Source organism: Nocardia sp. JCM 34519.1 (assembly GCF_020361265.1).
In the GTDB taxonomy this organism is placed as follows: Bacteria; Actinomycetota; Actinomycetes; order Mycobacteriales; family Mycobacteriaceae; genus Nocardia; species Nocardia arthritidis_A.
Map to the genome: position 1 here is coordinate 68,023 of NZ_JAIRBR010000030.1, position 21,489 is coordinate 89,511.

At 67.3% G+C, this 21,489-nt stretch carries 17 protein-coding genes; 4 read left to right on the forward strand and 13 right to left on the reverse strand.

Translation table 11 applies throughout. From position 1 onward, the window contains the following. Positions 1–236: 236 nt before the first annotated feature. From LGY53_RS40495 to LGY53_RS40525, 7 genes are all read right to left on the reverse strand, one after another. Positions 237–1,307 carry an alpha/beta hydrolase family protein gene (locus tag LGY53_RS40495; protein WP_225731964.1) on the reverse strand — a complete coding sequence of 357 codons (1,071 nt, stop codon included), beginning with the start codon at positions 1,305–1,307 and terminating at the stop codon, positions 237–239. Positions 1,308–1,602: 295 nt separating this feature from the next. Next, a complete protein-coding gene (gene zomB, locus LGY53_RS40500; protein ID WP_225731996.1) occupies positions 1,603–3,528 on the reverse strand; it encodes a flagellar motor control protein ZomB in 1,926 nt (641 codons plus the stop codon). 4 nt (positions 3,529–3,532) lie between these two features. Next, a complete protein-coding gene (locus LGY53_RS40505) occupies positions 3,533–4,465 on the reverse strand; it encodes a decaprenyl-phosphate phosphoribosyltransferase (RefSeq protein ID WP_225731965.1) in 933 nt (310 codons plus the stop codon). 1 nt (position 4,466) lies between these two features. Beyond that, the gene (locus tag LGY53_RS40510) at positions 4,467–4,985 is read right to left on the reverse strand and encodes a phosphatase PAP2 family protein (protein WP_374111316.1); all 519 of its coding nucleotides are present in this window, start codon (positions 4,983–4,985) and stop codon (positions 4,467–4,469) included. Between the two features lie 80 nt (positions 4,986–5,065). After that, positions 5,066–6,997: a glycosyltransferase gene (locus LGY53_RS40515; RefSeq protein WP_225731966.1), complete on the reverse strand. Its 1,932-nt coding sequence runs from the start codon at positions 6,995–6,997 to the stop codon at positions 5,066–5,068. Between the two features lie 77 nt (positions 6,998–7,074). Next, the gene (gene glf, locus LGY53_RS40520) at positions 7,075–8,304 is read right to left on the reverse strand and encodes a UDP-galactopyranose mutase (protein ID WP_225731967.1); all 1,230 of its coding nucleotides are present in this window, start codon (positions 8,302–8,304) and stop codon (positions 7,075–7,077) included. A 147-nt stretch (positions 8,305–8,451) separates the two neighbouring features. Next, complete coding sequence (locus tag LGY53_RS40525; protein ID WP_225731968.1) at positions 8,452–9,174, reverse strand: SDR family oxidoreductase; 723 nt, start codon at positions 9,172–9,174, stop codon at positions 8,452–8,454. Positions 9,175–9,283: 109 nt separating this feature from the next. Between LGY53_RS40525 and LGY53_RS40530 the strand changes: the two genes are divergently transcribed. Continuing rightward, positions 9,284–9,910, forward strand: a complete 627-nt coding sequence (locus LGY53_RS40530) for a TetR/AcrR family transcriptional regulator (protein ID WP_225731969.1) — start codon at positions 9,284–9,286, stop codon at positions 9,908–9,910. Here LGY53_RS40530 and LGY53_RS40535 read toward each other — a convergent pair. From LGY53_RS40535 to LGY53_RS40545, 3 genes are all read right to left on the reverse strand, one after another. Beyond that, positions 9,905–10,480: a hypothetical protein gene (locus LGY53_RS40535; RefSeq protein WP_225731970.1), complete on the reverse strand. Its 576-nt coding sequence runs from the start codon at positions 10,478–10,480 to the stop codon at positions 9,905–9,907. The genes LGY53_RS40530 and LGY53_RS40535 overlap by 6 nt on opposite strands. A 130-nt stretch (positions 10,481–10,610) precedes the next feature. After that, positions 10,611–11,369 carry a MerR family transcriptional regulator gene (locus LGY53_RS40540; RefSeq protein ID WP_225731971.1) on the reverse strand — a complete coding sequence of 253 codons (759 nt, stop codon included), beginning with the start codon at positions 11,367–11,369 and terminating at the stop codon, positions 10,611–10,613. Positions 11,370–11,443: 74 nt separating this feature from the next. Beyond that, entirely contained in the window at positions 11,444–12,376 is a 933-nt protein-coding gene (locus tag LGY53_RS40545; RefSeq protein ID WP_225731972.1) for an EamA family transporter, read from the reverse strand. Between the two features lie 109 nt (positions 12,377–12,485). Between LGY53_RS40545 and LGY53_RS40550 the strand changes: the two genes are divergently transcribed. Continuing rightward, positions 12,486–13,004: a MarR family winged helix-turn-helix transcriptional regulator gene (locus LGY53_RS40550; RefSeq protein ID WP_225731973.1), complete on the forward strand. Its 519-nt coding sequence runs from the start codon at positions 12,486–12,488 to the stop codon at positions 13,002–13,004. Positions 13,005–13,143: 139 nt separating this feature from the next. Here the strand turns inward: LGY53_RS40550 and LGY53_RS40555 are convergent, their stop codons facing one another. Then, positions 13,144–15,459: an N-acetylmuramoyl-L-alanine amidase gene (locus LGY53_RS40555; protein ID WP_374111314.1), complete on the reverse strand. Its 2,316-nt coding sequence runs from the start codon at positions 15,457–15,459 to the stop codon at positions 13,144–13,146. 238 nt (positions 15,460–15,697) lie between these two features. Here LGY53_RS40555 and LGY53_RS40560 point away from each other — a divergent pair, with 238 nt between their 5' ends. Continuing rightward, complete coding sequence (locus LGY53_RS40560; protein WP_225731975.1) at positions 15,698–18,592, forward strand: SpoIID/LytB domain-containing protein; 2,895 nt, start codon at positions 15,698–15,700, stop codon at positions 18,590–18,592. Between the two features lie 326 nt (positions 18,593–18,918). Beyond that, a complete protein-coding gene (locus LGY53_RS40565; protein WP_225731976.1) occupies positions 18,919–19,521 on the forward strand; it encodes a dihydrofolate reductase family protein in 603 nt (200 codons plus the stop codon). A gap of 46 nt (positions 19,522–19,567) precedes the next feature. On the opposite strand, the gene LGY53_RS40570 is transcribed toward LGY53_RS40565, so the two are convergent. Both LGY53_RS40570 and LGY53_RS40575 read right to left on the reverse strand, forming a co-directional pair. Continuing rightward, positions 19,568–20,398, reverse strand: coding sequence for an HAD family hydrolase (locus LGY53_RS40570; protein WP_374111315.1), 831 nt, complete (start codon positions 20,396–20,398; stop codon positions 19,568–19,570). Positions 20,399–20,447: 49 nt separating this feature from the next. After that, positions 20,448–21,392, reverse strand: a complete 945-nt coding sequence (locus tag LGY53_RS40575) for a hypothetical protein (protein ID WP_225731977.1) — start codon at positions 21,390–21,392, stop codon at positions 20,448–20,450. Between the last annotated feature and the right edge of the window lie 97 nt (positions 21,393–21,489).

Genomic DNA, 21,489 nt, shown 5'->3' on the forward strand with positions numbered 1-21,489 from the left:
ATCGCGCACCATCAGTCACAGCCCATATTTCCTAGGGCATTCCGACCTGTATGCATGTTCTCCAAGTATCAATCGACGGAGAATGCTTACATGTTGCTGGAAAGTGATCCATGCCACAACTAAACCCGGCGCTCGACGCGGATTCGTTGCCGAGGCGGTAGCCGATTCGCGATATTCACAGTGGCCGAAAACGGAAAAAGCCGCCCAAATCGGGCGGCTTTTTCGCGAGTGGATACTCAGCCGATATTGGCGGACAGGTCCGGAATCATCCGGTAGACCTCGTCCTCCCAGTTGCGCCAGTTGTGCACGCCGACGGCCGGGAAGTCGTAGGTGACATTGTCGGCGCCCAGCGTGATCATCCGGACCTGGAAGGCCCGGGTGTTGGCCAGCGCGAGCGCCTCCAGCGGCGTGCCCTGGATGACGTCCATCGGGGAGGACACATCGCCCGCGCTCGGGATACCGCTACCCGCGGCCACCCACAGCCGGGTGTTGTTGGCCTTCAGGCGCGGCGCGAAGACGAACGGGTCCATCCGCAACCACTGCGGACCCCACGGCGGCGCCATCGCGTCGATGTTGTAGCCACCGGCGCTGATCATGGCGACGCGCATCGCCTCACGCATACCGGGCGCGGAGATGTTCAGGTAGCCGGAGAAGGATCCGGCGAAGCTGAACTGGTCCGGGTGGTAGGCGGCCAGCGTCAGCGCGGCGCTACCGCCCATGGACAGGCCGAAAACACCGTTGCGGTTCGGGCTGAAACCGAGCCGGTCGCGCAGCGCGTTGCGCAGTTCGGAGGTGAGGAAGGTCTCCCACTTGTAGGTGCTGGTCTTACCGAGCACCTCCTGGAAGTTGCTGGATCCGGTCATCGACGAGCCGGACGCCGAACCCGATGAGCCCGCCGAACCGGTGTTGATGCCGAAGAAGTTGCTCGGCGCGTTCCAGTCCGCGTAGAAGCTGGACGGCCCGCCGACCGGCATCACCACGTTGATATTCGCCTTGGCGAGCGCGTCGGCGACGTTGGTTTCGATTTCCCAGCCGTTCAGATCGCCGCGCGCCCGCATACCGTCGAGCGCGTAGACGACGCGACTGGTGTTGCCGTCGGCGGCGCGGAAGATCCGCGACTTGATCGGCCCCATGCTCGAATCGACCCAGAAGTCCATGCCCGCCGGGTTGAACGCCGCCGACGCCGTAACGGCGGGTGCGGTCAGCGAAGCGCCGAGCGGTAGCACGATGGCCAGCGACACCAGCGCCGACCGCTTGAGCCAGGAACCGGCTCTTCGAGTCCTCAGACGCCCGAACACGCCTCGCATCAGGTTTCGGCCTTTCATTCGTGCGGCCCGCGGGGCCGCGTTTACGTTGACCGCCGACGGCATACCGCAACGTAGGCCGACGGCGGGCGTATCAGGGGCAGCCTAGCGTGCCCCGGTTATCTCAGCGTTATCAAACCGATATAAAGCGGTGCACGCCACTTTGTGGGTAATCAACAGTGCAAACGGTGGGCACACCCGCATGGGCGTGCCCAGTAGGCCTATCGCTCCTACCATGCCGGACGTTTCCGGCACGACGGCCGCATTGCAGTCGAAGTAACCACGCGTGCAGCCGGACTCAATGGTGCGGTGTCGGATAGGGATCCACCAAGTCGCAACGCTGGATCTCATACTTCGGTACGCGATCGATGCGGTACTTGGCGAAGCGCAGCGCGTTCTTGAGGTTGTGCCGGAAGCGTTCGAAGGTCAGCGGGCCGCGCGAGGAGAGCAGCAGCGCCTGGGTGTCCGGGCAGGACATGGCCACCCGGGCCTGAGTCACCCACTTCTCGTCCAGATACCAGGGCATCCACGGATGCCGGTCGACCATGCCGGTGTCGACGACGACCCAGTCCGGGTAGAGGTTCTTGTCGTGCCCGATGCGCCCGTCGGTGAGCCGGTCGCTGTGTGCGGCCAACGGGTAGGCCAGGCCCATCTGATCGATGACGCGCACGTTCAGCGGGACGTTCATGCTGGTCATGCCGAGGTTCAGGAAAAAGACCGTATGCTCGTCGCCGCCCTGCGGGATCGGCAGCGGCGGCGGGGCGGTGTACCAGTCCATGAAGGACGGCGAGGCCAGCAGCAGGCCGCCGTTCGGCGTATCGCGGATGACGTTGACCATCGCCCGCATGCGCGGGTAGTCGAGGTAGTCCTCGGCCAGGATGGGGTGATCGTGGCCGGTGTTGAGCACGTAGTAGATGCGTTCGTCGACGATGCCGGTCGAGGTGATCTTGGTGCCCGCTTTGATAGCGGTGGTGTTGGCCGCGAAAAGCGCCCACCCCGCGGTGCCGATCAGCGCGAACAGCACCAGCGCGAACGACCAGTCGCCCGCCGACAGCCGCCGCTTGCGGAAATCGGGCATCCGGACCGGCACGACGGCGACCGGCAGCAGGAACAGGAACAGCTGGGCCAGCAGCATGCGGCCGTGCATGAAGTCGCCGCCGACGCGCAGCGCGTAAACGGTGAGGATGAGCGCGCTGCCGAGCACCAGCGTCACCACCGCGCTCGGCGAACGGAACCATTCGCGCACCCGGCGCACGGTCCATTCCCGCCGCTCCCGCCGCTTACCCGCGATGGCCGAGCGGCCCATGAGCACGCCGACGATCAACAGCACCAGCAGCGGCACCCAGAGGTAGTAGGGACCCACCAGATCCCACAGATATTTGAAGCCCTGGCCCCATTTGCTGCCGGCCGCGTCCTTGGCGACCGCGGTGTTCGGATAGGGCAGACCGTAGTAGCCCATCCGCCAGATCTGATAGCCCAGCGGCAGCAGCCCGGCGGCGGCAATGATGAAGCCGCGCACCACGATCGGCCGGAACCGGGTCTGCGGGACGGGCGCGCAGAAGATCATCAGCAGCGCGGGCGCGGCGAACAGCGTCATCTCCGGGCGGACCAGCGGGGCCAGCCCGGCCCAGAACACCAGCCCGAGCAGTCCGGGCAGGCGCACCCGATCGGCCTGCGCCCAGCGGATCAGCAGCAGCCACAGCACCGCGATCCAGAAAATGACCAGGCCGCTCTCCAGCCCGGAGGTGGCGTAGTCGCGGGCGGGCGGCAGCGCGATGTAGACGAGCACGCCCGCGGGCAGCATGAACGCCGAGGTGGCGCCGCCCCAGAGCCGGGCGGTGCCGAGCATGGCGAAGACGATCGCGGCCAGCGAAACCGCCAGCGTCACGCCGAGCACCACGTACTCGAGCCGCGCCTGGGTGATCCAGCTGAAGAACCAGACCACATAGGTCCAGGCCGCGCTGGTGTTGGTTTCCACGCGCTCGCCCTCGTTGAAGACGGGACCGTTGCCCGCCAAGAGGTTTCGCACGGTGCGCAGCACGATCAGCCCGTCGTCGGCGATCCACCGCCGATTCCACGCACCGACCGCGAAGAGCACAACGGTGAGCGTTATCCCACCGACGAATGTGGTGCGGGATAGGAAGGCGGCGCGCGCCGAACGAGCCGGCGCTGCGGCCGGCTGCTCGGATTCGTATTCGCCCTGCTCCACTCCCGCCACCAACATCTCGTCAGGTGAGATAGACAGCGACACCTACCGCTCCAATCCAAGCGATTGCGAGGAACTGGAGGACACGGTCCCCCAGCGCGATCTCTTCGGGTTCACCGGCCTCGCCACCGTCGACGTCGACCGCGTAACGCAGGACTGCGATAGTAAACGGAATCATCGAGATGGCGTACCACTCGGTGTCCTTCTGATTACCCTGCTGGAATGCCCACAGACCGTAGAACACCACTACGGTGGTCGCCGCCAGGGTCCAGATGAACCGCAGGTAGGTCGGCGTGTAGTACTCCAGCGATTTACGGATCTTGGCACCGGTGGCCAGCGCGATCTGCAGTTCGGCATAGCGCTTGCCCGCCGCCATGAACAGCGACCCGAACGCCATGACCAGCAGGAACCACTGGGACAGCGGGATATTCGCGGCGGCGCCACCGGCGACCGCACGCAGCAGGAAGCCCGACGACACGATGCAGATGTCCAGCACCGCCTGGTGCTTGAGCCCGAAGCAGTAGCCCAGCTGGACCGCGATGTAGATCGTCATCACGACAGCCAGCCGCCAATCCGCCACGAACGATCCCGCGATCGAGACCGCCAACAGCGCGATGGCCAGCATGTAGGCCAAATTCACCGGGACGACGCCCGCGGCGATCGGCCGATAGCGCTTGGTCGGATGCGCCCGGTCCGCCTCCACGTCCAGTGCGTCGTTGATCAGGTAGATGCCCGACGCGGCAAGGCAGAACACCACGAATGCGATGCCGATGTTCCCGAGTACGTGGCCGTCGGTGAGTACCTTCTGACCCGCCGCCATCGGAGCGGCCAGCACCAAGACGTTCTTGACCCACTGCCGGGGACGGACGGCCTTGATCAGCCCGCCCGCCAACGTCTTCGGCGGACCCTTGACCACGGCCTCGTCTAGGTCGGCGCCGGTCGGCTCTTCACTCATCTCAACCCCGGCTCTTTCCTGTGCGGTCACTATCGAATCTCTTTTCGGCGGCTAGCACGACAGCGGCCGACGCGGCGCCGAGCGCGGACCCGGCGAGCACGTCGGAGGGGTAGTGCACGCCGAGCACCACGCGCGAAAGCAGCATGGGCGGAACGAGCACCGCAGGCAAGGGTAGCCCGGTGAGCCGCCCGAGCAGCACCGCAGCCGCCGTTGTCGAGGTCGCGTGCGAGGACGGGAAGCTGAGCTTGCTCGGCGTCGACACGTTGACCTGCACCGAGGGGTCGTTCGGGCGGGGACGGCGGACGACCCGCTTGATGACGATCGATGCCGCGTGCGCGCCGACCGCACCTACCGCGACACCGGCCCACTGCCTACGCCGCGGCTTGTCGACCAGCCAACCCGCCGCCGCGATGCCGACCCAGCCGAGCGCGTGCTCACCGAAGTGCGACATGCCCCGCGCGGCCGAGACCACCGCAGGCTTGGCGCCGATCGTGGCCTGCACCGCGTTGATGATCGCCACCTCCGGCGGGCGCGCACCGGAATCCGTTGTATCGGAACGGCCTTCGCTCAAATCCCGCAGGCTCGGATTGACCGCGTTCACTACTTGCTCCCGTTCTGGTCGATGCCGAAGGCGCGTTCCCAGGCCGCGGTGCTGGTGAGCCGCGGATGTGCGGCACGATAGCGCTCCTGCATTTCGGGGAAGCGGGCGGCCAGTTCCTTACGCAACCGCATGGCTTCTTTGAACAGACCGAGCGCCTGACGCGGATCGCGCTTGCGGTAGACGACGCCGCGCCCGTCGGCGGTGGTCACCGTGACGCCGTCCACCTGCGAGAGCAGGAACCAGCGCGCGTCCAGCGTCGGCACGTTGAGCTGCGGGGTGTCGTGATGTTCCGGCCGCGCGGGGCGGAAGTTGTGCAGCACGCCCTTGCCGAGCCGGACGATCTTCGCCAGCGGATTGGCCGGTTCGCCGACGGCGCCGACGCCGATGTGGCTGGCCAGCGGCAGTTCGGTGGAGGACGGCAGAATCACCGCATCCGGGTACTGCCTGCGCAGTTCGTGCACCGCGCCGAGCGCGCTCGGCAGCAGTTCGAACAGCCGGTCCGGCCCGGCGAGGAAGTCGCGGATGGCCAGGTTCTGGATGGCGACGGTCGAATACTCCAGGCAGAGCAGATGTTTCAGCGTCGCCTTGATCGTGTTGACGACCATGCCGCGACCGTTGCCCGGCAGTTGGAGCGAGGCGACCACCAGGCGGTTGCGCAGGTGGAAATAGGCCTGCCAGTCGATCGCGTCGTCCTTGTCGCTCCAGGCCATATGCCATACCGCGGCACCCGGCAGGGTGACCGTCGGATAGCCGTGATCCCTTGCGCGCAAACCGTATTCGACGTCATCCCACTTCAGGAACAGCGGCAGCGGCTGGCCGATCTCCTCGGCCACCTGCCGCGGGATCACGCAGGTCCACCAGCCGTTGAAGTCGACGTCGATGCGGCGGTGCAGCAGCTTCGAATTATCCCGATCCCGGAGCGGGTACTTCGAAAAGTCGTGGTCGTATTCGACATTGGGCGCCGAGGTCCACATGAAAACGCCCCGGTCCACCACCTCGCCCATGCTGTGCAGGTGCGAGCGCTCCTGCAGGTTGAGCATCTGCCCGCCGACCAGCATCGGCGATTTGGTGAAGCGGGCGAAGGCCAGCGCGCGCAGGATCGAATCCGGTTCGATCTCGATATCGTCGTCCATATAGACGATGTATTGCGCCGCAGTGTTTTTCAGCGCCTCGTACATCACCCTGCTGTAACCGCCGGAGCCGCCGAGGTTGGGCTGATCGCGCAGGATCAGCCGGTCACCGAGCACCGCGGCGGCCTCGGTGAACCCCGGTTCGTCCACCACCTTGCGGTTGCCCTGGTCCGCGACGATCACCGCGGTCACCTTATCCAGCACCAGCGGGTCCGAGCCAAGTGCCGCAAGGGTTTTCACCAGATCGGTGGGGCGGTTGAAGGTGGGCATACCGCATGCGATGGTGCCATCGCCCGGCGCCTCGACCGGTGCGTACCAGCCGCCCGACAGCAGGGTGACCGCGGTGTCGGTGGTGATGTCGAACCAGATCCAGCCGCCGTCCTCGAACGGGCTCAGCTCGGTCTCGAATTCCACGATTGTCGATTCCTGCCCGGAATCGACCGCGAATTCCTTGCCCTGCACATGAATTCGGGACCCGTCCGCCTTCGAACGGTACATGTCCACCCGGCCGTGCCCGGCCAGTTCCAGCCGCAGCACCACCGATGTCAGGATGCTCCAGCGCCGCCAATAGCTGGCGGGCAGCGCGTTGAAGTAGGTGCAGAACGAGACCTCGGACTCCGCGCCGATCGACAGCGAGGTGCGGGTGGCCGCATGCGCGCGCCGGGCGTTGGTCGGCGATTCCTCCAGGTAGAGGGTGCGCACGTCCAGCGGCTCACCCGGTCTGGGCAGAATGATCCGCTGCAGCAGGGATTTGGCGCGGGTCTCGGTGGTCATCTCTTCCAGGATCGATTGGGAGGTCATGCGTTGCTTTCCGTGATTCTGCGGGACACCCGCACCCGGTCGGCTTCGATAAGCGAGGCTGCGCAAGTGTCGCTCATCTACGCCTCCTCATCGACAAGTGGCGCGCCCGACTCCAGGTGCGGCCGCAGGACATTGTCGAACATGCTGAGCGCGCTGCCGATGGCCATATGCATGTCCAGGTACTGATAGGTGCCGAGGCGTCCGCCGAAAATCACCTTCGCCGTTGCGGTTTCCCGCTTCGCCAGCTCGCGGTAGGCGAGTAGTTTGGCGCGGTCCTCCGGCGTGTTGATCGGGTAGTAGGGCTCGTCGCCGGTCTGCGCGAAACGGGAGAACTCGCGCATGATCACGGTCTTGTCGTTCGGGTAGTAGTCGCGCTCGGGGTGGAAGTGGCGCGGCTCGATGATGCGGGTGTAAGGCACGTCCGCGTCGTTGTAGTTCATCACCGAGGTGCCTTGGAAATCACCGGTTTCCAGCACTTCGGTCTCGAAATCGATGGTGCGCCAACCCAATTCGCCTTCGGTGTAATCGAAGTAGCGGTCCAGCGGGCCGGTGTAGACCACGGGGGCGTCCGGGCTCTGCGCGCGCAGTTCCTCGCGCACGTCGAACCAGTCGGTGTTCAACCGCACCTCGATGAGCTCGGAGGCGGCCATATTCTCCAGCCACTTCGTATAACCCTGTTTGGGCAGGCCCTCGTAGGTGTCGTTGAAGTAGCGGTTGTCGAAGGTGTAGCGCACCGGCAGCCGGGTGATGATGCCCGTCGGCAGGTCCTTCGGGTCGGTCTGCCACTGCTTGGCGGTGTAGTCGCGGATGAACGCCTCGTACAGCGGGCGGCCGATCAGCGAGATCGCCTTCTCCTCGAGGTTCTGCGCATCCTTCGTATCGAATTCGCCGGACTGCTCCGCGATCAGCTTGCGCGCCTCGTCCGGGGTGAAGTAGCGGCCGAAGAACTGCGAGAGCAGGCCCAGACCCATCGGGAACTGGTAGGCCTGCCCCTTGTGCATCGCGTAGACGTGATGCCGGTAACCGGTGAACTCGGTGAACTGGGTGACGTACTCCCAGACCCGCTCGTTCGAGGTGTGGAACAGGTGCGCACCGTATTTGTGCACCTCGATCCCGGTTTCCGGATCCGGCTCCGAGTAGGCGTTGCCGCCGATGTGGTGGCGGCGATCGAGCACTAGCACCCGCTTGCCGAGCAAGGTTGCGGCGCGTTCGGCGATGGTCAGCCCGAAGAAGCCGGAGCCGACGACGATCAGGTCGAACTGCGAGGCGGAAGTGGCGGAGTTACCCGGGGACGATGCGACGGTCACGGGAGCCCAGCGTATCGGAAGTCCGCAGCGAGACCGGGGCGAGTCAGGGGGTCCGGCCGGGACCGCCGGTGCTCGGGCGATTTTCCGATCGCGGTCATCGGCATTTCGCCGATTGTTCGCCGTGACGAGCACCGACGGCCATCGGACTCAGCTCGGGAATCCGACCTCGACCTCGACCCGGTCGCGCTCGGTGTACATACGCCAGTAGCGCTCGCCGAGCTCGTCGTTCGTCATCCGGACGATCTCCAGGCCCGGCGGGATGAGTTCCGGATGTTCCTCGATGAGCCGTTCGGCCTTGCTGGCGCCGATCAGCGCGCCGATGCTCAGTAGCCCGACGTAGACGCCGCTGTCCCGGAGTTCGGCCGCCAGCTGCTGGACGTAGGCGTGCTGAGCGCCGAGCGCGATACCGAAATTGCCCAGATACGGCTGCACATGACGGGTCGAATGGCCGGAGGAGAACAGCAATGCCCCGTCGCCGCGTTCGATCATCGCCGGGGCGAGCGCGCGAACCATCCACATCGGCGAATAGAGCTTGATAGTCAACGGGATTCGCAATGCCGCGGGCTCGACGGCCAGGGTCGAGGCCACCCGGTCGGCCATCTCGGCCGCCGCGCCGTGCATCGCGACATCGATCGGCCCGGTGGCGCCGGTGATTTCGTCGACCACCCGGAACACCTGCGCCTCGTCCATCACGTCCGCGGTGTAGGCCGTCGCGGTAATTCCTTGCGCCGCAAGGTCTTCGACGTGCGCCTTCGCCTTGACGGGATCGCGTCCGATGACGGCGATACGGAACCCCTCGCGGCCGAAGCGCCGCGCGGTGCCCATGCCCAGTCCGGGACCGAATCCGAAGATGGCGATGGTCTTGGTCATACCACTACCTCATTAAGTTGAGCATCGGTTCAAGTTAGCCAGCCGACGGTAGCATTAAGTTGAACCTCGGCTCAAGATAATTCGAGTCCCGGATTTGTAGGATCGGCGAGTGCCCGAGGACAAGCCGCTACGCACCGACGCCCGGCGCAACCGCGACGCGCTGGTGGCGGCGGCCCGCGCCGTATTCGACGAGCGCGGGCTGGACGCGCCGCTCAAGCAGATAGCGGCCCGGGCGGGCGTTGCTATCGGCACCCTCTACAACCGCTTCCCCACCCGCGAGGACCTGATCGCGGCCGCCGTCGAGGACCGGATCGAGGCGGGCACCCGCATCGCCGAGGAAGCGCTCGAAATCGACGACCCCTGGGACGCTTTCGTCTACCTCGTGGAAAAGATCTGCGAACTACACGCGTCCGATCGCATCCTCAACGAGCTGTCCCTGCGCGCCGCACCCAGCGCGGCATTCGCCAGGGCGCAGGAGTACGGGCACGGGCTGATGCGCCGAATCGTCACGCGCGCACAGGAATCCGGTGCGCTGCGGGCCGACTGGGCGCTGGAGGACATCGCCTTCATCACCTGGTCGCACACTCGAGTCGTCGAATTCACCGCAGCGATCGCTCCGGATGCCTGGCGGCGGAACCTGGCCTTCATACTGGACGGCCTGCGCGCCGCGGCCGCCCATCCGGTCCCGGTGCCGCCGATCACCGAGGAGCAGCTGCTGCGGGCGCTGCGCTCATGAGGTTCGCGTCGCGAACACCGAACGGCTCGGGCGACCGCGCGCGACCCAACGCTCGGTGTGGCGGGATCCGGTGACGAGGAAGGTGAGCAGCGCCGGGACGCCGCTGATCAGACTCGGCAGCCAGGCATTGTGCAGCAGCGCGGTCAGCTCACCGGGCAGGCCGTTCGACGCCGCCCACCAGATGTCGTAGGCGATCCGGCCACTCGGTAGCCAATCGATGCCGTACTCGGGCCGGTAGCCGACCAGCGAACAGATCAGCGCCACCGCGGCGACCAACACCTGCAGGCCGGACGCGACCTGAATCGTGTAGCGCCCGGCCTCGTCCCGCAGCGCCAACAGGAAGGCACCGTAGGTGAGGGCGACACCGAGCAGGATCGCGCCCGCGAGCGCGAAGATCGCGAACGAGCGGTCCAGATGCTGATCGTTCCTGATCATGCCGAACAGGACGCCGCGGGCGCCCCAGAAGTTGTTCAGCGCCAAGAGAATTCCGAGCGTCACGGCCGCGGGACCGAAGACGCTGCGCACACGGAACCGGACGTCCGGTCGCGCGGGTAAATAGCTATACGTCATTGTGAAGCCATCCTCCCCAGCTGGGCCGATACTTCCGATCGTACGACCGGCGTTATCCGGACGCGAAAGCGCCCGCACAGCTCGTGCTGTGCGGGCGTTCCCCTCGGGCGGATGGCAACCGGGGTGCCGGTTACCGCCTAGCAGCCACGAAGGCCTTCATCGCGTCACGGACGAATTCGGCCGTGCCTGCCCCGTGCTTGTCGTAGTTGTCCGCGAAACGCGGGTCCGCTACGTACATTTCGCCGAGGTTGGCGAAATAGTCCAGCTCCGGCACCGGGGTCTGCCAGCCGAGGGCGACCCAGTCGTAGTGGCGTTGCACGATGGCCTGCACCTCGTCGCTGTCGGGCGCGAGCCCGGCCGCATGCGTCCGGCCGTAGTCGGCCGCGATATCCAGATGCTTTTGAAAGTGCGCGTTCTGCTCATCCTTCGACATCGAACGCCACCAGCGGTCGCCGCGCTCATACGCGTCCTTGCCCCAGCGCTCGACCACCTCATCCTTGTACCGGGTGTGGTCGAAGCCGTCGAAAACCTCTGCCGCCATGAGTTGTTCACCTCGTTCCGTCTTGTGCAGCGTTGTTTGGACCGATTCGATCTGGCGCCGGATCCGATCCTGTTCCTGCCGAAGCAATTCCAGGTGCGTACGCAATGCGGCGCTGGTGTCCTGCTCGCCCGCGAGCACCTCGGCGATGACCGGAAGGCCGAGGCCTAGTTCGCGGAGCAGCAGGATGCGTTGCAGCCGCACCAAGGAGTCCTGGTCGTAATAGCGGTAGCCGTTGGTACCGGTCCGGCTCGGCGGCAACAGCCCGAGCTCGCCGTAGTGGCGCAGCGTCCGGCTGGTCGTACGGGCCGCCTTCGCCAGATCCTGAATGGACCATTCCCCGTTATTCACGACCGTTCCTCCTTTCGATTTCGTCGGTGCATACAGCTTGCAAGTTGACGTAACGTCAAGGTCAAGCCCAATTATCAGACAGCAACCTCGACGTCGGCCAGTGCCCGTTCCGCTGGGCGGACCGCCGCGGGCTTGCGCACCAACTGACCGACAACGGTGCTACCGAGCGCGATGACGATTCCGGCGACCTGCAGCGGGCTCAATGCCTGACCCAGCGCGACCCAGCCGATCACCGCCGCCGACACCGGGCTGAGCAGGCCGAGGAAGGCGACCGAGGTGGCGGGCACCTTGGAAATGCCCCGGAACCACAGCCAGTATGCCGCCGCGGTGCCGAGCACGCCGATGTACAGGTAGCCGCCGATGGCCCGGCCGTCCAGCGCGGGCGGCGCACCCTCGACGAGCAGCGCGAGCGGCAGGATGAACAGACCGCCCGCGGTGAGCTGCCAACCGGTTATCGCCAGCGGGCCGACGCCGTCGGGCCGCCCCCAGCGCTGGGTGAGCACCGTACCCATGGCCATCGATGCCGCACCGGCCAGTCCGGCGAGCACGCCGACGGTGTCGAGCTGAGCGTTGGCCCGCAGGACGACCAGGGAGACGCCGAGCACGCCGATCAGGCCCGCGATCAGCTTGCGCCCGTTGGGCTTTTCCCGCAGCACGCCGATCGCGAACAGCAGCGCGAACACCGGGGCGACCGCGCCGAGCACACCGGCGACGCCGCCGGGCAGTCGGTACGCGGCCAGGAACAGCAGCGGAAAGAAGGCGCCGATATTCAGGAAGCCCAGTGCCGCCGAGCGCCAGAGCCACGCGCCGCGCGGCAGCGTCCTGGTGATCGCGAGCAGCGCGAGACCCGCGGGCAGCGCGCGCATCAGCGCGGTGAACAGCGGGCGCTCCGGCGGCAGGAATTCCGTGGTGACGGCGTAGGTCGAACCCCAGACGATCGGGGTGAGCGCGGTGACGGCGAGGGTGCCCGCGACCGAGGATCCGTTGCGCTCGGCGAGTGTGGTCATATCGGTGACTCCTCATTGATATTCTCAACGTTGAGATATCTACTCCTTCGGATGTCTCATCGTCAAGTAGATCAATGTTGAGATATTTGGTTATCGAGAGGAGAGGGCCGTGGCCGATGCGATCGACCTGTTCACGGCGCACTGGAGGCGCGAGCGGCCCGAGGTCGACACCTCGCCGATGGCGGTGATCGGACGGGTCCAGCGGCTCAACCGACTCTTCGAACAGGGTCTGAAGCAGTTCTTTGCCGAATACGAGATGGAGTTCTGGGAGTTCGACGTGCTGGCGACGCTGCGCCGGTCCGGGGGCGCCGACGGGCTCACCGCGGGCGCGCTGATCAAGGTCGCCATGGTCACCTCGGGCGCGATCACCAACCGCATCGACCGCCTGGTGGCGCGGGGCTGGGTCGAACGCGCCCAGTGTCCCGAGGACCGGCGCGCGATTCGCGTCCGCCTCACCCCGGCGGGCCGCGCGCTGGTCGACGAGTTGCTACCCATCCACCTGGAAAACGAGCAGCGCATGCTCGCCGCACTCGACACCGAGTCTCGTGCCCAGCTCGCCGGATTGCTGCGCGCGCTCACCGAATCCCTCGGCGATGCGGTGCCCGACGATGTCGAGCGCGCGGTCTGATCGGCGCTCACGTGGCCTATCGGCGGTGATTGCGCACCGAAAGTTGATGGTTCGGCGGGCTGGTCCGGATATGCGGCAGGCTCGGTCCGGTGCGGACCGAGCCTGACCCGAGATCAATACCGATGCGGCTGAACCGAATTCACTTCGCCGGAGCGGGCGTTGCGGTGCCGGTCGGTGGATTGTTGCCCATTCCCTGCTGATAGGTGTCGTTGTAGGTCTTCCAGACCGTGCTGACGAGGCCGGTCACCTGGTTGAGGATCAGCGAGCCGTTCTGGAAGTCGGAGCGCAAGCCGTCCGGCACCGGGTAGGCGTTGCTCAACGGCAGGCCGAGGACACCGGCATCCGCGCCGAGTTGGAGGAATCGGTCCAGGATCGCCCCGGCCACCTCGAAGACCTGCCCGGTGGGCGTCGTGTAGACGTAACCGTTGACGAACTTCGCGTACTGCTGGCCCTGCGCCGCGGGCAGCACGTCGGATTGCGGCGCGCCGAGCGGTCCGTTCGCGCCGCCGCGCTCGGACCAGTGCCTGGCGACGAGGTTGTCGTTGACCATGCCGAGCAGTTTGGCGGTGAGCGCGGCCAGCGCGGTCAGATCCGGCTGCCCGGTCCGCTGTCGCGGCGCGGGCTGGTCCGGTTGACTGGGTGCCGGGACATTCGAATCCGGCTGCGGATCAGCGGGTTTCGGTGCTGCTGCGGCGGGCGCACCCGCGACGACGCTCGCGGCGATATCGCGGATGCGATCCATCAGCGCGTAGGCCGCGTCACCGGGGCAGCTGGTGTTGCCGACGTCGCGGTGCGCGAATACGACCGGCAGCTGCACCGCTTGACCCTGGGCATACGAGGTGAACTCGGTGCCCTCGGAATACATGGTGGTATTGGCCTTGGGATCGAGTCCGGCCATCTTGGCCCGCCAGCCGATGAACTGGCCGATCGCGTTGAGCGCCGCATCGGTCGGCGGCTCGGATTCGTGATTGCCCATCAGCGCGACACCCGAGGTGTTCTCGTTGAAGCCGCCCGCGTGCGCGCCCTGCACCGGGCGGTCAAGCCCACCGTAGCGGCCCTCGAAGATCTGGCCGTACTTGTCGACGAGCGCGTTGTAGCCGATATCGCACCAGCCGAGCGTTTTCGCGTGATAGGTGTAGATCGCCCGGACGATGGCGGCGGATTCGGCCTTGCTGTAGTCATTGCGTCCGGCGGTGTGATGCACAGTGATACCGCCGAGACGATCGTCGTAGGTGGGGTTTTCGCAGCGGATGGATTCGTCGGCGCCCCACTGGGAGCGGCTGATCACATTCGGCCCGCCGCCGGGCAGCGCGCCCGCGACATCGGAGAGGGCGGCATCGATCGCGCCGCGGCCCGGATCGATCAGCACCGCCTTGAGCGCGGCCGCGCCGAGTTGGGCCGGGTCGTCACCGCGCGCGGCGGCCGGCGCCGGTGCGGGCGGCGGTGGCACCACCGGATCGGTGAGCGGCGGCTGCGGCGCGGGCGGGACCTGCGCGGCCGCCTGCTTGCGGGTCACCAGGATCTGCACCGCGTTGGTGTTGCCGACGTAGATCGGCTCGGTGCCGGTGGTGCGGTCGGCCGGGCCGCGATCGGTGCGCCGGGTGTCCACGGATTCGGTGTTGAACCAGGGACCCCAGGTGCCGTCGGACTGTTTGGCGCGGATCAGCGCGGTGGTGTCGGCCAGGGTCGGCGCGGTGAGCGCGACGACGCTGAACGGCTTATCCCTGGTGAGTTCCTTCACCTGGGCGCCGACCTTGTTCAGCAGGTCGGGCGGTATCGCGCCCGGCGCTAGGGCCGGAGTGTCCGGCGTCGTGCCGGGCGCCAGCTGGGTGCTGTCGGAAATGTATTGGACCGCAGGGGCTTTGGCGGGTTGCCTGGGCGCGGGCTGTACGGTCTGCGGGATGGGTTGTCCGGTCTGCGGGGCGGCTTGGCCGACCTGCGGTGCGGGCTGGCCCGCCTGCTGTGCGGGCTGTGGCGCGGGCTGCCCGGTCTGGGGTGCGGGCTGCCCGGCTTGTGGTGCGGGCTGCCCGGCCTGCGGAGAAATCGGGCCGGGCTGACCGGAATTCGCGTTCGGCGCCGGGGCGGGGCTCGGATTGGCTTGAGCCTGTGGGGGATTCAGCTTCGGCAGCGGTATTTCCGAAGGCAGCTCGATGCCCGGCGGCACCGGAATGCCCGCGGGCACCGGGATGGAGGTCGGCAGCGGCAGCATCCGCAGATCGGACAGATGCAGATCGGGCAGGTTCAGGCCGGTCAGCTCGCGCAGTGGGAGCACGATATCGGGCGCCTGGCTGAGCACCACCTCGGCGAGTTGAGCCGGTACCGCCGCGATACCGGAATCGGTGGTGGTGCGGTAGTCGGACGAATCGCTCAGCGTGAGGGTCGCGAGCGGGGCCGCTACCGCGAGCGTGGTGACCACCGGGAGCACGTAGGAACGTTTCGCTTTTCGGTACGGCACGCGCGTCTCCATTCAGGTCGAACCAGTGATCGCTGCGCCTGCTGTCGTCTCGGTCGCGAAAAATAGGGTCGCGCCGGACGCATCAAAGATCACTTTAGTCACAACTGTCACATATGCTAAACCTCTGATTGAGGTTTATTCAATTGCTCGAATGTAGCTCTCGAGTGGCGACGGCGCTGGGCGACATGCCGACAGGTAGCAAACCCGGCCGGTCCTGGAAAACCGTGGGAGTGAACGGATGCGAGGCAGGCAGCACCGGAACGGGGACGAGAAGGACCGACTACGCGGGCACGCGGCGCGGCCCGCGGGATGGTCGCGCCCTGACCTCGCGTGGCTCTCGCGCGTGACGTTCGCCCCGCTCGGGCGGCGCACACCCGGCCTGCCGCGACTCACACCTGCCCTGATCACCGGGGGAACCGTGCTGCTCACCGGCACCGTACTGCTTTGGTGGCACCCGGATACGCCGCTGTTGCGCGGCGCGGCGGGCTACGGGCACGGCCGCGGCATGAGTCAGGTCGGCGCGTTCGACAGCGCCGTGCAGGGCTGGACCGCCGAGCACATCCTCGACCACTACTATCCGGGCGCCGCGCTCGGCACGGTGCCGGATGTTCCGGTGCGGGTGCGGTTGATGGGCCGCGACGGCAGCGCGCTCGATACGTACGCGGAGGCCGGTCTACGGGTCGCTGGCCGAATGCTGAACCCGGACCAGGCCGCTCACCTCACCGCGCTGCCCGATGGGCGAGCCAATGTGGTCGTCACCGTCGGCTGCGACGGCGATACCGTCTGGCAGGCCACCACCGACGACCCGTGGGCCTATCCGATGGATCCCGGACCCGGACGCCCTGCGGTCGAGCACCTGAAACTGTGCGGCGGCGGCGAATATCGCGGTGCGCTCGGTGTCGCCATGGACAACGGCGAGGCACGCACCGTCAACCAGGTGGCGGTCGAGGACTATCTGCTCGGTGTGGTGCCCGCCGAGGTATTGGCCAACTGGGCCGATCAGGGCGGGGTCGAGGCGCTGCGCGCGCAGGCCATCGCCGCCCGCTCGTATGCCCTTGCCGAACAACGGTATTCGTACGCGCAGACCTGCGACACCGACGACTGCCAGATGTATCCGGGCACCGCGAAGGAGGATGCGCGCTCGGCCGCGGCGGTCGCCGCCACCGCCGGAACCGTACTGCTGCGCGAGGGCCGGATCCTGCGCTCGGAATACTCCGCCGCACCCGACGGCGGCAGCCCGGCCGATATCGGCACCTTCGCCGTCGGCCCGACGCCCGGCGAACTCGCGGGCCGCGAAGTACCAAGCGGCACACCGGATCCGCGTTCCGGCATCGAATCTCCGATCGAGGTCGAATACCGCAGGATCGGCGGCCCGAACAGCAGCGTCGGCACACCACTCGGCCCCGAGATGTCGCTACCGGGACACGCGGGCCTCTACCGCCTCTTCACCAACGGCGTCATTATCGCGACCCCGACCCTCGGCGCCCAGGTAGTCGACTTCTCCACCCTGCTCCAACTCATCCCCGACGCACAGGGCGACCCCTCCGGCCGCTCAGTCCCCGGCCGCACCACCCCCACCCCGGAACCCGCTGCCCCACAAGCAGTTCCACCCCAACCCGATTCCGCCCCACAACCCGCTGCGCCCGACGCCGGGCCCGGCTCAACGCCCCAACTATCTGCCACCGCACCCGCCGTCGGCACGCCGAACACCGGACCCGCCCCACAAGCGGCCGCCACGCCCGACACCGGATCCGACGCACCCCAACCACCTGCCACCGCACCCGCAGTCGACACACCGAATACCGGGCCAGCCGCACAACCAGCCGCCACGCCCGACACTGGATCCGACGTAACGGCTCAACCACCTGCCCCCGCAGTCGGCACACCGAACACCGACCCCGCCGCCGCACCCAACGCCGGATATGACACAACGGCTCAACCACCTGTCGCCGCACCCGCAGTCGGCACGCCGAACACCGGACCCGCCCCACAAGCGGCCGCCGCGCCCAACACCGGATCCAACTCATCGCCCCAATTACCTGCCGCCACGCCCCCGGTCGGCGCACCGAATACCGGACCGGCCACACAATCGGCTACCGCCCCACAGGCCGGACTCAACGCCGCCCCCAAATCCACCACCGCGCCCTCGGTCGGCACTAGCCCAAATGCCGTAGTGGACCCCCGATCCGGTGCTATCTCGCCCACCACGGCCGCTGCGCCCCCACCCCGCGCGAAGCCGAACGCCGGACCCGCCCAATCCGCACCGACCCCGTCCGCGGCTCCCGGATCAGCCGCTTTGCCCCCACTCGCGACGAGCCCGAATGCCGGATCTGCCCCTCGATCCGGTTCGGTCCCGCCCGTCGTTCCCGGACCGGTGACCGCACCGCGCCCGAATGCACCGATCTCTCCTGGTTCGACTGCCGCACAACCGAATTCGATCCGCCCGGGGGAATCCGCACCGGGGCAGCGTGGTTCGGCCTCGCCGGGCAGCGCCGCACCGGGGGCCGGGAACGTCGGTGTCGCACCGACCGGGCATCCCGGAGCACAAACCCCGCCCACGCAGCCCGGACCGGCCGCCGCGCCTGAACCGCCTGCCGCACAACCCGATTCGCCCCAATCCGACGAGGCAACCGCACCAGAGCCGTCGGCCGATGCTCCGGCGCAATCCGATACCGCGGACTCGGCGATAGAACCTGTCTCGGTCCGCCTCGGTCCGGCCACGCTCGGCGCGAATGCCCCTACCGGTCTATCGACATCCGGAAGCGTTGCTCCGCACGATGTTCCGGCCCGACCATCGGCCAGCTCGGATTCCGTATCCGACCACGCGGCCACGCGGAGCGGTAGCCTTCCGTCCGCGACGGTCACCGCGCCCGATGAGCAGAAGCCGGCCGACTCATCACTCACCACCGAAGGTGCTGTGCCGCAGCAGGATTCATTTCAACGCGACGAGGTGCCCACACCGGGCGCGATCGCGGACCAGAGCGCACCGGCCAAAGCGACGCCGGAACGCGATGCGCCGCAGGATCGTTCATCATCACAGCCGGGCACGGTCGCACCGAGCACCGCATCGACACCGACCCCACCTCCAACTCCCGGCGTCGCCATCCCCTCGGGGCACACCACCAACCGATAGGCATACCTAAGCCCCCGCTCCGCCCGCGCGCAGACTGAAGACGACGTCGTCGACAGCGCCCAGCAGACGGACCCCGCATTCTCGCCAGCTGTGCGCGGTCCGCGGACGACAGCGCCTGACAGCGGCCAGTAAGAATTCCCGCGGACAGCCAGCTCCGATTCCCCATAGGCCAGTTCGCGTGCAGAGCACATTGTTAGCTGATGCCCCGAACGCGCGGTGATGCCGATGAGAATGCCTCGCATTGGACTGGCACGCCCACGATGAGTTTCCGACGCCCGCTTCGTCCTAACGCATATCGCCAACTGGATGTGAAGGATGAAAATGGAATGTCTGAAGTATTCCTGACCATGGCCATGTCACTCGACGGGTTCATCACCGGTCCGGACGACAACGCCGAGAACCCCGCCGGCACCAACGGGATGCGGCTGATGGACTGGCTCAGCGGCGGAGGCGCGTCCGACGCGGGCGTGCCCCACACCTTCCGCCCCACGTACCCCAACAGCCGACTCGTATTCGACGAGGCCATGGCGACCGGGGCCGTGATCACCGGGAAACGGACCGGAGACTTCGCCGGTTACTGGGGCGGGGACCACCACGACGGGGTGCCGATCTTCGTGCCGACACACCGGCCGCCGACCGAGAACCCTTACGACCGAGTGCATTACGTCACCGAGGGCATCGCCGCCTGTGTCGAACAGGCCAAACAGGCCGCGGGCGGGCGGAACGTGATGATGCACGGCGCCTACACAGGCCAGCAGGCTCTGAAGGCGGGCGTACTCGACATGATCGACATCCAGCTCCGGCCGGTGCTGCTCGGCCGCGGCCGACGACTGTTCGATGGGCTCCCGGCCGAGCACATAGAACTCGAGCTGGTACGCACGCTGGAGGATCCCGGCGTCCTGCATCTGCGCTACGTGGTGCGCAAATAGTAGCTTCGACGGCCGGATAGCTCCCCGCCAAATGGTCGCCTTCGGTTCAGCCCCACCAGCGTTCGAGCACGACGGCGACGCCGTCGGCGGAGTTCGCCGCGGTCACCTCGTCGGCGGCGGCGAGTGCCTCCGGGTGGGCGTTGGCCATGGCGACGCCGCGGCCGGCCATGGTCAGCATGGGGACGTCGTTGGGCATATCGCCGAAGGCGACGATCGCCGCGTCGGCCACCCCGAATCGCTGCGCTACGGTGGCCAGGCCGGATGCCTTGGTGACACCGGGCGCGGACAGTTCGATCAAACCGTGATCGGTGGAGTAGGTGATATCGGCGCGGTCGCCGATCAGCGGTGTCAGCGCCGCGCGCATCGCACCGCTGGCCGCGCCGGGTAGCCGGATGAGCATTTTGATGGCGGGTGCGTCGACCACCTCGGCGCGGGAGACCGCGGTGTCGTCCGGGTTGAGCCAGGCGTGTTCGTATTCGGGTGAGCTGACGAACTGTGGTGTCGCCGCGTCGTGCGCCCGTGCCCCGACCCGCTCGGCCGCCAGACCGCAGCCGGGGAGCGCCCGTTCGGCCAGCTCGGCGATCCAGGCGAGGGTTTCCACGTCGAGTGTCCTGCTGTCGAGCACGCGGTCGGTGGCGCTGTCGTAGATGACCGCGCCGTTGCCGCAGACACACAGCGGCGCGTGACCGAGCCCCTGCACCACCGGTTCGATCCAGCGCGGCGGGCGGCCGGTGGCCAGCACGAACGGCACGCCGTCGGCGAGCAGCGCGGCCACCGCGGCCCTGGTGCGCGCGGTGACCCGCTCGTTGTGGTCGATCAGGGTGCCGTCGACATCGGTGGCCACCAATTTCGGCTTGGGCAGGTGCAGGGGTGTCACCTATTCCATCCTGCCGGACGGCCCATACCCGGTGGGCGCGGGCCGAACCTCAGGACGACGGACGCCGCCACTGATCATCGGCCGACGGTTCGGACGCGCCGGACTCGGGCATCGGCGGATAGTCGAACGCGCCGAGCGGCTGATCGGATTGCGCGGGCGGAGAAGACCACTGCGAAGCGACCGGGATTCCCGGCACGGCTGACGGTCCTGGCGCAGCAGGAGTTTCCGGCCCGACCGACGCTCCCGGCTTAGCCGAAGTTCCCGGACCAACTGACAGTCCTGGCGCAGCAGAAGTTTCCGGCCCGACCGAGGTTCCCGGCACAGCCGGGGTTCCTGCGGCGAGCGGGGATCCCGGCATGCTCGGCGCTCCCGGTGCGGCCGGATAAGGCGGCGGGGAACCGAAACCGGTTGGCGTGCTGTACATTTGCGGATTTCCGTATGGGTAGCCCGCAGGGACGGGATAGGGCTGGGTCGCCTTGAATTCCAACCAGCGCCGGGTGTTCGGCACCAACGCGAGCACCGCTGTTGACACCGGGAACAGCAGCCCGATCGCCCCGGCCACACCGCCGAGTTGTACCGGCGGCTCGCTATCCGCGGAGTAGTTCAGTGTCATGATCAACGAGATGACGCCGAGCACGACGACGATCGCGCAGCCGATGACGATCGTGATCACCCCGAATCGTCGCCGCTTGAGCAGTGCGATCGCGCCGCCGCCGAGCAATGCCCCGGCCACGATGGCGGTCAGCCCGGTGCTAACCACGAACGGCTTGTACCAGCTCTGCGCCATTAGCCCGGTCGAGTCGTAGTCGCGCAACCTGTCGATCGCGTCCGAGAGGCCGAAGGCGACGTTTACCGCGCCGCTGAGCAATTGCCCGACCGCGCCGATGGCGGCGAGCACCCCGGCGATGATCGCGGTCGTGCCGCTGGGCGGCGCGGTGTGCGCCGGATATCCCGGGTACGGCTCGTACCGCGACGGAAATTGTGGATAGTTCATGCTTCTCCCCCCGTGTTGACATTGCCACGTGCGGCTGTGCCGCCAGAATAGAGGTCTAAGTCGAATGCGCGCGTAGCGCACGTCGAGCCGGGCGCGT